Source organism: Hymenobacter agri (assembly GCF_054778495.1).
Map to the genome: position 1 here is coordinate 1 of NZ_BAAGZM010000857.1, position 1,396 is coordinate 1,396.

A 1,396-nucleotide genomic window follows, 5' to 3' on the forward strand; every position below is an offset into this window, starting at 1 on the left:
GGCCCGGCCCGGGCCCGCGCGCTTGCCTTTGCCATTCCCTCCCACCGCGGCCCCGGCCGCACAACCCCTTTTTATGGCTGACCAAACCCTGACCGGCCTTCGCGCCGGTGTGCTGCACGGCGACGAAGTGCAGGCCCTCTTCCGCCACGCCAAAGCCCACGGCTACGCTCTGCCCGCCGTGAACGTAACCGGCACCAATACCGTGAACGGCGTGCTCGAAGCCGCCAAGGCCCTAAACTCGCCCGTGATGGTGCAGTTCTCGAACGGCGGCGCGCAGTTCTACGCCGGCAAGTCCTTGCCCAACGACAAGCAGCAGGCCAGCATCGCCGGCGCCATTTCGGGGGCCCACCACGTGCACCAGATGGCCGCCCTCTACGACGTGCCCGTGGTGCTGCACACCGACCACGCCGCCAAAAAGCTCCTGCCCTGGATTGACGGCCTGCTCGACGCCGGCGAGAAATACTACCAGCAGCACGGCCAGCCCCTCTACAGCTCGCACATGCTCGACCTCTCGGAAGAGCCGATTGAGGAGAACATCGAAATCTGCAAGCGCTACCTCGAGCGCATGGCCAAAATCGGCATGACGCTCGAAATTGAGCTCGGCGTGACCGGGGGCGAGGAAGACGGCGTGGACAACTCCGACGTGGACAGCTCCAAGCTCTACACCCAGCCCGAGGAAGTGGCCTACGCCTACGAGCAGCTCAGCGCCATCAGCCCGCGCTTCACCATCGCAGCGGCCTTCGGCAACGTGCACGGTGTGTACAAGCCCGGCAACGTGAAGCTGCAGCCCAAGATTCTGTATAACTCGCAGGAGTTTCTGCGCTCGAAGCACGGCATCGAAGAGGCCCTGCCCATCGACTTCGTGTTCCACGGCGGCTCGGGCTCGACGCAGGAGGAAATCCGCGAGGCCATCAGCTACGGCGCCATCAAGATGAACATCGACACCGACCTACAGTGGGCGTTCTGGGAAGGCATCAAGGACTACTACGTGAAGAACGAAGGCTACCTGCAGGGCCAGATTGGCAACCCCACCGGCGCCGACTCGCCCAACAAGAAGTTCTACGACCCGCGCGTGTGGCTGCGCAAGGGCGAAGAAACCTTCGTGGCGCGCCTCAAGCAGGCTTTCGAAGACCTGAACTGCGTGAACCGCCGCTACTAGCCCAACCGGCGTCAGCCGTTGGCCACTAGCCTATTACTCCCCCCAAAGCAGTAGCTTTGGGGGGAGTATTTTTTTCCTCCTGCCTTCACCACTTTTCTTTTCTGCAATGAAGACTATTTACCCGATAACGGCCCTGCTACTGGCCAGCCTGGCCAGCGCGGCCCAAACCCTGCAACCAGAAGGTGGCGGCGGCTACCGGCCCCCCGTAGCCGAGTGCGTGCCGCCCGCGCAGCGCCA

Annotated in this window: 1 protein-coding gene; it reads left to right on the top strand. The window is 63.5% G+C overall.

The annotated features are described in order from the left end of the window. The first annotated feature begins 73 nt into the window (after nucleotides 1–73). Nucleotides 74–1,159: a class II fructose-bisphosphate aldolase gene (gene fbaA, locus ACYVDE_RS22820; protein WP_460503831.1), complete on the top strand. Its 1,086-nt coding sequence runs from the start codon at nucleotides 74–76 to the stop codon at nucleotides 1,157–1,159. Nucleotides 1,160–1,396 lie beyond the last annotated feature (237 nt).

Coding starts and splice junctions, on each gene's coding strand:
- fbaA (WP_460503831.1), top strand. CDS start 74: ATGGCTGACCAAACCCTGACCGGCCTTCGCGCCGGTGTGCTGCACGGC.